Genomic DNA, 8,555 nt, shown 5'->3' with positions numbered 1-8,555 from the left:
ACCACGGAAATCAGCGCGGTGGCCTTGGTCAGTACCAGCCAGTTGTTGGTGAACCCGGGGATGGCGAAGCGAATCATCTGCGGCACCAGGATGCGAAAGAACACCTGCATGCCCCTCATGCCGTACGCCGCACCGGCTTCAGCTTGCCCCTTGGGGATGGCCATAAAGGCGCCACGGAAGGTCTCCGACAGGTACGCACCAAAGATAAAGCCCATGGTGAACACGCCGGCAATAAAGGGGTTGATATCGATGTAGTCGTCGTAGCCGAGCATCGGCGCCAGACGGTTCACCATGTCCTGACCGCCGTAGAAGATCAGCAGGATCAGCACCAGATCGGGAATCCCGCGAATCACCGTGGCGTAGGTTTCACCCAGCAGCGCCAGCCACTTGATGGGCGACAAGCGAAACGCCGCACCCAGCAACCCCAATACGATGGCCACTGCCATCGACGTCAGCGCCAGAATCAGGGTGAGCCAAGCACCCTCCAGAATGGTCGAGCCGTAGCCGTTGAGCATGCTCTGCTTACCTCATGCAAACGCCGGACGGCGCCTGGGAGTACAACAAGAAAATTACCGGGAGCAATTTTTGACGTTGCCCCGCGACGGCCTGAAGGGTGACCACCAGGCACGGTGGTCACAAAAAAGAGGCGTAACCCTCGGAGTAACGCTGGTTTACGCCACTTTCAGTAAACGCGACTGAGCGAACTCAATCACTCGCCATAGACGTTGAAGTCAAAGTACTTGTCCTGCACTTCCTTGTACTTGCCGTTGGCGCGGATGGCCAAGATGGCAGCGCTGATCTTGTCAGCCAGCTCCTTGTCACCCTTGCGTACGGCGATGCCGGCACCTTCGCCGAAGTACTTGGTGTCGTTGAAGTCCGGGCCTACCAGGGCGAAGCCTTTACCGGCATCGGTCTTGATAAAGCCATCGTCGATATTGACGATATCGGCCAGGGTGGCGTCTACCCGGCCAGCCGCCAGGTCGAGGAAGATCTCGTTCTGCGAGCTGTAACGCACGATCTCGGCGCCCGCTGGAGCGAAGTTATCGGTGGCGTAACGGTCGTAGGTGGAGGCGCGCTGCACGCCGACTTTCTTGCCTTTCAGATCAACCAGCGGGTCGCTGATCACGGTGCCGGCCTTCATCGCCAGCTTGCCTGGGGTGTGGTAGTACTTGCCGGTGAAATCAACCGATTTCAGACGATCTTCGGTGATGCTCATCGACGACAGCACGGCGTCGAACTTGCGCACTTTCAGGGCGGGGATCAGGCCGTCGAATTCCTGCTCAATCCACTTGCATTCCACTTTCATCTCTTCGCACAGGGCGACACCAATGTCGTAGTCGAAACCACTGATGGCACCTTCAGGGGTTTTAAAGGCAAACGGTGGGTACGCGGCTTCGATACCGATGCGCAGGGACTTGGCCTCTTCAGCCATGGCCAGCGGCGACAGCATGGACAGCGCCAGTGCGCCGAGAAGTGCAATCTTCTTCATTGTGTGACTCCTTCGAATGGGAATGGCATCGGGTGGCAGTGAGTGTGGGACAGCGTCCAGCCATGAATAAATTGTAGTGAGTCGCCGCCAAGCTGCGCGCTGCGCAGGCGCCGGACGGCTCCAGCCGGGTGAGCGGCATTCTAGCGACAGCTCGAAAGTCGATATTTCTTCAATGCGACAAGTAATTACAAAAGGCCCGGACGGGTACAGCGAGGATATTGACAGCCCCCGACATTTATGCGAGGACAGAAAAGAAAGTTAACCATTAAATAAAGCAATTAACGCGCCAGATTTTAACAAGGCCTTTATCTTCGCGGCCTGGTAACAGGTTTTATTTTCACAGCCGCACAGAGCCATGCGCCACCCCGGCGCAAAACGTTCCCGCACACCCCATAAAAGTGCGCAGTGTTACGCCCAGGTGACAAGCAAATACCCAGATGAAAATCGATAACAGCGCACAAAGCACAACGCCCTGCCCGGCTTGTGACCGAAACAGGGCGTTGCTTACAGGCGGTTTAACCGAAGTCAGGCGGCCTGCATCTCGCGGTGAGTGTCGATAAGGTGCTGCACCACGCCAGGATCGGCCAGCGTGGAGATGTCGCCGAGTGCATCGTATTCGGCGGCTGCGATCTTGCGCAGGATACGGCGCATGATCTTGCCCGAGCGGGTTTTCGGCAGGCCAGGGGCCCACTGAATCACGTCCGGTGAGGCAATCGGGCCGATTTCCTTGCGCACCCAGTTTTTCAATTCCTGGCGCAATTGCTCGGACGGCTGCTCGCCACCATTCAAGGTGACATAGACATAGATGCCCTGGCCCTTGATGTCGTGCGGCACGCCGACCACGGCGGCCTCGGCGACTTTCGGATGGGCGACCATGGCGCTTTCGATTTCGGCGGTGCCCATACGGTGACCGGAAACGTTGAGCACGTCGTCAACGCGGCCGGTGATCCAGTAGTAACCGTCTTCGTCGCGGCGCGCACCGTCACCGGTGAAGTACATGCCCTTGAAGGTCTTGAAGTAGGTGTCGACGAAGCGGTCGTGATCGCCGTACAGGGTACGCGCCTGGCCTGGCCAGGAGTCGATGATCACCAGATTGCCTTCGGCAGCGCCCTCGATCAGGTTGCCCATATTGTCCACCAGCGCCGGCTGCACGCCGAAGAACGGACGGGTCGCCGAACCCGGTTTGAGCGCGGTAGCACCGGGCAGCGGGCTGATCAGGATGCCGCCAGTTTCGGTCTGCCACCAGGTATCGACAATCGGGCAACGCTCCTGGCCGATGGTCTTGTAGTACCAGTTCCAGGCTTCCGGGTTGATCGGCTCACCGACCGAGCCGAGCAGGCGCAGGCTGGAGCCATCGGCACCGGCAACCGCCGCATCGCCCTGGGCCATCATCGCGCGGATCGCGGTCGGCGCGGTGTAGAGGATATTGACCTTGTGCTTGTCGATGATCTTCGACACCCGGGTGATATCCGGATAGTTCGGAATGCCTTCAAACAGCAGGGTGGTCGCGCCATTGGCCAGCGGGCCGTAGACGATATAGCTGTGGCCGGTGACCCAGCCCACATCGGCGGTGCACCAGTAGATATCGCCTGGCTTGTAGTCAAACACCCGCTCATGGGTCAGCGCCGCATACAGCAGGTAGCCCGCCGTGGTGTGCTGCACGCCCTTGGGCTTGCCGGTGGAACCGGAGGTGTAAAGGATAAACAGCGCTTCCTCGGCACCCATTTCCTTCGGTGCGCAATGGCTGGACGCCACAGCCATCAGGTCTTCGTACCAGATATCGCGGTGCTGGTTCCACTTGATCGGGCTACCGGTGCGCTTGCACACAATAACCTTCTGGATGCTCGCGGTTTCCGGGTTGGTCAGCGCGTCGTCGACGTTGGCCTTCAGCGGGGTTTTCTTGCCGCCGCGCAGGCCTTCGTCGGCGGTGATCACCACCTTGGACTGGCAGTCGATAATCCGTCCAGCCAGGGCCTCGGGGGAGAAGCCGCCAAATACCACCGAGTGAATCGCGCCGATGCGGGTACAGGCCAGCATCGCCACCACCGCCTGGGGAATCATCGGCATATAGATGGTCACTACATCGCCACGGTGCACGTCCTGGCCACGCAGGGCGTTGGCGAACTTGCAGACCTGCTCATGCAGTTGGCGGTAGGTGATTTCCTCGTGCTCGGACGGGTCATCGCCTTCCCAGATGATCGCCACCTGATCGCCGCGCTCTTCCAGGTGACGGTCCAGGCAGTTGTAGGAAACGTTGAGGGTGCCATCGGCGAACCACTTGATATCGACGTGGTGATCGTCGAAGGAGGTCTGCTTGACCTTGCTGAACGGCTTGATCCAGTCCAGGCGCTGAGCCTGCTCACGCCAGAAACCATCGGGGTTGATCACCGACTGCTGGTACATGGCTTTATAGGTGGCTTCATCAGTCAACGACTGGGCCGCCACCTCGGGGCGCACGGGATACAGGGACGCAGCACTCATCAAAACACCTCGGCGGGTAGTTGTTGTTCTATGGGCTATTTTGTAGCCAGGATCGCACCTTTGAGCCATTCGACCATGGTCTTAACGCTCTAAGACCATGGTTGCAGAGGTTTTTTCCAAGCAAAAAAAATTGCCGGGAGCAATTTTTAACGTCGCGAAGCGACGGCCCGTAGGGTGGCGGCCAGGGATGGCACGCCATAAAAAAGGCGGTCATCTGACCGCCTACCCAAATCATTCCAGGGAGAGGAATGGAAAAACACTTGCATCCAAACCACGCAGGATTAGAGCGCCGTCACTTTCGCCCGATACGCCGCACCGAGCTATTGCACCTTGGTCGTAGGCTGCGCTACTCCTTACCCAAGCCATGCTGGCGCAGCTTGTTGGCGATGGTGGTGTGCGATACGCCCAGACGTTTGCCCAACTGACGACTGCTCGGGTGGTCGTGGAACAGGCGTTCCAGCACGGCTTTTTCGAAACGGCCGAGAATCTCATCCAGCCCGCCTTCCACCGAGAACTCGCCCAGCGGCTGCGGCGCGCCATAGTCGGGCAGGCGAATATGCTCGGCCTTGACCACGCCACCGTCACACAGGGAAACGGCCTGAAACAGCACGTTTTCCAACTGCCGCACATTGCCCGGCCAGTGGTAGTGACTGAGTTTGTCCAGCACCTGGGTTGCCAGTTTGGGCAGCGGGCAGCCGATCTGCCGGCTGGCCTGGTCGAGAAAGTGCTCCACCAGCGGCGCCAGGCCATCCAGGCATTCGCGCAGCGGCGGGATATGCAGGCTGAGGACGTTGAGGCGGTGATAGAGGTCCTGACGGAACTCGCCCTTGGCGCACAGCTCGGACAGGTCGACCTGAGTGGCGCAGATCACCCGCACATCCAGATAGACCTCCTCGTCGCTGCCGACCCGGCGAAAGCAGCCGTCCTGCAAAAAGCGCAACAGCTTGGCCTGCAGGCGCGGGCTCATCTCGCCGACGCCGTCGAGAAACAGCGTGCCGCCGGCAGTCAGTTCCAGCAGGCCGAGCTTGCCTTCCGGCCGCGCACCTTCGAAGGCACCTGGGCCGTAACCGAACAGCTCGGTCTCGGCCATGGATTCCGGCAAGCCGGCACAGTTCAGCGCCATAAACGGCGACTGCCCGCGCGGGCTGGCCAGGTGGCAGGCACGCGCCAGCAACTCCTTGCCGGTGCCGGTTTCGCCCTCGATCAGCAATGGCGCATCCAGCGGTGCCATGCGCCGCGCTTCGCGTACCACGGCGGCCATCACCTTGGAGCTCTGGAAGATCGAATCGAAGCCGCGCAGCTCCTGCTTGCGCACGTTGTAGATGCGCTCGCCTACCCGGTCGGCGCGGTGCTGGGTCAGCACCGCGCCGGCCAGGGCATCGCTTTCTTCATGCTCGGTTTGCAGCGGGGCGATATCGGCGAGAAACACATCGCCCTTGACCTTGACCCGCAGGCCATTGATCCGCGACTTGTTGGCCCGTACCAGCTCCGGCAGATCGAAATCCTCGGCATAGCGCGACAGCGGAATACCCGGCACCTCGTCTACCCGCACGCCCAAGAGCTGCGCCGCGCTGCGGTTGGCCGCAACGATGGAACCGCCCATATCGATGGACAACACCGGAAAATCCAGCGCGCCGAGCAAGGCATTCAGTTCCAGATGACGACGCTCGCTGGGCATCAGGCCCACGCGCTTAACGCCGAACACCCCGGAAATCGCCTCGAACTTCGGCCGCAGCGACTGGAACTGCAGGTTGATCAGGTTCGGGCAGTGCAGGTAGATGGCATTGCCCTGCTCGCCACCGACCTCGCCACGGGCAACGTTGATGCCGTAATCGACCAGCAGGTTGAGGATGTCGCGCAGGATACCGACACGGTTCTGGCAGTGGACTTTAATACGCATGGCAGGGCTCTTGTGGGTCTTGTTATGGGCCGCCAACGGCGAACAATCGACGAAGGCGGCGGATTATTCGTCAAGAATATGTGACAGATTAGCGCAGCGGCAAGACGATGCTTCGCCACATCGGCGCACACGTAACCAATTCTTTACGAAATAACCGCTCATTCCTCCCGCACCACGTCCAGCCCTGGGCTGCATAACTGCAGTGGCTGGCGTATTTCTGAATCCAATACAACAACAAAGCCCCAGCAGGAGGCCGTGATGAAGAACACGCAATACCTGGCGCGCGAACCGGATGACAGTGGCTTTATCCATTACCCGGAAGCCGAGCATCAGGTGTGGAATACCCTGATCACCCGCCAGCTCAAGGTGATCGAAGGCCGCGCCTGCCAGGAATACCTGGACGGTATCGAACAGCTCGGCCTGCCCCATGAGCGCATCCCGCAATTGGGTGAGGTCAACCGGGTGCTCGCCAGCACCACCGGCTGGCAGGTGGCGCGGGTGCCGGCGCTGATCCCGTTCCAGACCTTCTTCGAACTGCTGGCCAGCAAGCAATTCCCGGTGGCCACCTTTATCCGCACGCCCGAGGAACTGGACTACCTGCAGGAGCCGGATATCTTCCATGAGATCTTCGGCCACTGCCCGCTGCTGACCAACCCCTGGTTCGCCGAATTCACCCATACCTACGGCAAGCTCGGCCTGGCCGCCAGCAAGGAACAGCGCGTGTACCTGGCGCGCCTGTACTGGCTAACCATCGAGTTCGGCCTGGTTGACACCAGCCAGGGCCAGCGCATCTACGGCGGCGGCATCCTCTCCTCGCCGAAAGAAACCCTTTACTGCCTGTCCGATGCGCCGCAGCGCCTGGCTTTCGACCCGGTCGAGGCGATGCGCACGCCGTATCGCATCGACATCCTGCAGCCGCTGTATTTTGTCCTGCCACAGCTTAAGCGCCTGTTCGAACTGGCCCATGAAGACATCATGGCCATGGTGCAACAGGCCATGCAGCTGGGTCTGCATGCGCCGAAGTTTGCCCCGAAAGCGGCGTAGCCGCTTCTTGTAGGATGGGTTGAGCGCAGCGATACCCATCCTACGACTCACCTTTGATCCCTGGAGAAACCCAATGTCCCTTGCCCAAGCCCAATGCGAAGCCTGCCGCGCCGATGCGCCGAAAGTCAGCGATGAAGAACTGGCCGAACTGATCCGCGAGATCCCGGACTGGAATATCGAAGTACGCGGCGACCATATGGAGCTGGAGCGGATCTACCTGTTCCGCACCTTCCGCCATGCCCTGGCCTTTACCAATGCAGTCGGCGCCATCGCCGAGGAAGTTGGCCACCACCCCGCCTTGCTCACCGAATGGGGCAAGGTCACCGTAACCTGGTGGAGCCATGAGATGCGCGGCCTGCACCGCAACGACTTCATCATGGCCGCGCGCACCGATGTGCTGGCCGCCAGCGCCGAGGGCCGCAAGTGAGCCATTTCCACAGCATCGCGCGGGTGCCGGGCGACCCAATTCTCGGCCTGATGGACGCCTACCGCGCCGACAGAAACCCGGCCAAGCTCGACCTTGGCGTGGGCGTATACAAGGACGCCCAGGGCTTAACGCCGATTCCCCGTGCGGTAAAACTGGCCGAACAGCGGCTGGTGGAGCGCGAAACCAGCAAGAGCTATATCGGCGGCCATGGCGACCCGCTGTTCGGCAGCCTGCTTAGCCAGCTTGTGTTAGGTGTGGACAGCCCACTGCTGGCCGAGCGCGCCGGCACCACTCAGACGCCCGGCGGCACCGGCGCCCTGCGCCTGTGTGCGGATTTTATCGGCCACTGCCTACCGGGCCGTGGCATCTGGCTAAGTGACCCGACCTGGCCGATCCACGAGAGCATCTTTGCCGCCGCCGGCCTACGCGTCGGCCATTACCCCTATGTCGACGCAGACAACCGACTGAATGTCGAGGCGATGATTGCCGCCCTCGCCCATGTGCCCAAGGGCGATGTGGTGCTGCTGCACGCCTGCTGCCACAACCCCACCGGCTTCGACCTCACCCCGCGTGACTGGAAGCGTGTGCTGGAGGTGGTCAAGGCCCGCGAGCTGTTGCCGCTGATCGACTTCGCCTACCAGGGCTTTGGCGATGGCCTGGAGCCGGACGCCTTCGCCGTGCGCCTGTTTGCCAGTGAGCTGCCCGAGCTGCTGATTACCAGCTCCTGCTCGAAAAACTTCGGCCTGTACCGCGAACGCACCGGCGCGCTGATCGTCTGTGCGCAGACTGCAACGAAGCTGCAGGATGTACGCAGCCAGCTGGCGTTTATCGCCCGCAATCTGTGGTCCACCCCGCCGGCCCACGGCGCGGCAGTGGTCGCCACTATTCTGGCTGACAGTGAGCTAAACAGCCGCTGGGTCAGCGAGCTGGACGCCATGCGCCAGCGCGTCGCCAGCCTGCGCGCCGGCCTGGTCGAAGCGTTGCAACCCCATGGCCTGAGCGAGCGTTTTGCGCATATCACGGTGCAACGCGGGATGTTCTCCTACACCGGCCTCTCGCCGGTGCAAGTGCAGCGCCTGCGCGATGAGTTCAGCGTGTATATGGTCGGTTCAGGCCGGGCGAATATGGCCGGACTGGACGCCGAGCGCCTGGATCAGTTGGCCAGCGCGATTGCCCGAGTGTGCGGCTAACAGCCTGAGACGACCCTGTAGGAG

Annotated in this window: 7 protein-coding genes; 3 read left to right on the top strand and 4 right to left on the bottom strand. The window is 61.1% G+C overall.

Translation table 11 applies throughout. The features are described 5' to 3' along the window. The 4 genes from WA145_RS14730 to WA145_RS14715 form a co-directional block, all read right to left on the bottom strand. On the bottom strand, positions 1–515 hold a 515-nt coding region (locus WA145_RS14730; protein WP_422582301.1), incomplete at its 3' end, for an ABC transporter permease. 194 nt (positions 516–709) lie between these two features. After that, a complete protein-coding gene (locus tag WA145_RS14725) occupies positions 710–1,489 on the bottom strand; it encodes an ABC transporter substrate-binding protein (protein ID WP_422582300.1) in 780 nt (259 codons plus the stop codon). Positions 1,490–2,014: 525 nt separating this feature from the next. Further along, positions 2,015–3,970, bottom strand: coding sequence for an acetate--CoA ligase (gene acs / locus WA145_RS14720; protein WP_422582299.1), 1,956 nt, complete (start codon positions 3,968–3,970; stop codon positions 2,015–2,017). A 346-nt stretch (positions 3,971–4,316) separates the two neighbouring features. Further along, a complete protein-coding gene (locus WA145_RS14715; protein ID WP_422582298.1) occupies positions 4,317–5,870 on the bottom strand; it encodes a sigma-54-dependent transcriptional regulator in 1,554 nt (517 codons plus the stop codon). A gap of 258 nt (positions 5,871–6,128) precedes the next feature. Here WA145_RS14715 and phhA point away from each other — a divergent pair, with 258 nt between their 5' ends. The 3 genes from phhA (at position 6,129) to WA145_RS14700 (ending at position 8,531) form a co-directional block, all read left to right on the top strand. Further along, complete coding sequence (gene phhA / locus WA145_RS14710; protein WP_422582297.1) at positions 6,129–6,914, top strand: phenylalanine 4-monooxygenase; 786 nt, start codon at positions 6,129–6,131, stop codon at positions 6,912–6,914. A gap of 73 nt (positions 6,915–6,987) precedes the next feature. Then, positions 6,988–7,341: a 4a-hydroxytetrahydrobiopterin dehydratase gene (locus tag WA145_RS14705; protein ID WP_422582296.1), complete on the top strand. Its 354-nt coding sequence runs from the start codon at positions 6,988–6,990 to the stop codon at positions 7,339–7,341. Next, positions 7,338–8,531, top strand: coding sequence for an amino acid aminotransferase (locus WA145_RS14700; protein ID WP_422582295.1), 1,194 nt, complete (start codon positions 7,338–7,340; stop codon positions 8,529–8,531). The genes WA145_RS14705 and WA145_RS14700 overlap by 4 nt, the downstream gene beginning before the upstream one ends. The last annotated feature ends 24 nt before the right edge of the window (positions 8,532–8,555 follow it).

This window comes from Pseudomonas sp. (assembly GCF_049301935.1).
Classification (GTDB): Bacteria; Pseudomonadota; Gammaproteobacteria; order Pseudomonadales; family Pseudomonadaceae; genus Aquipseudomonas.
The sequence above is the reverse complement of the archived record's forward strand: the minus strand, read 5'-3'. Positions and strand labels throughout refer to the sequence as shown.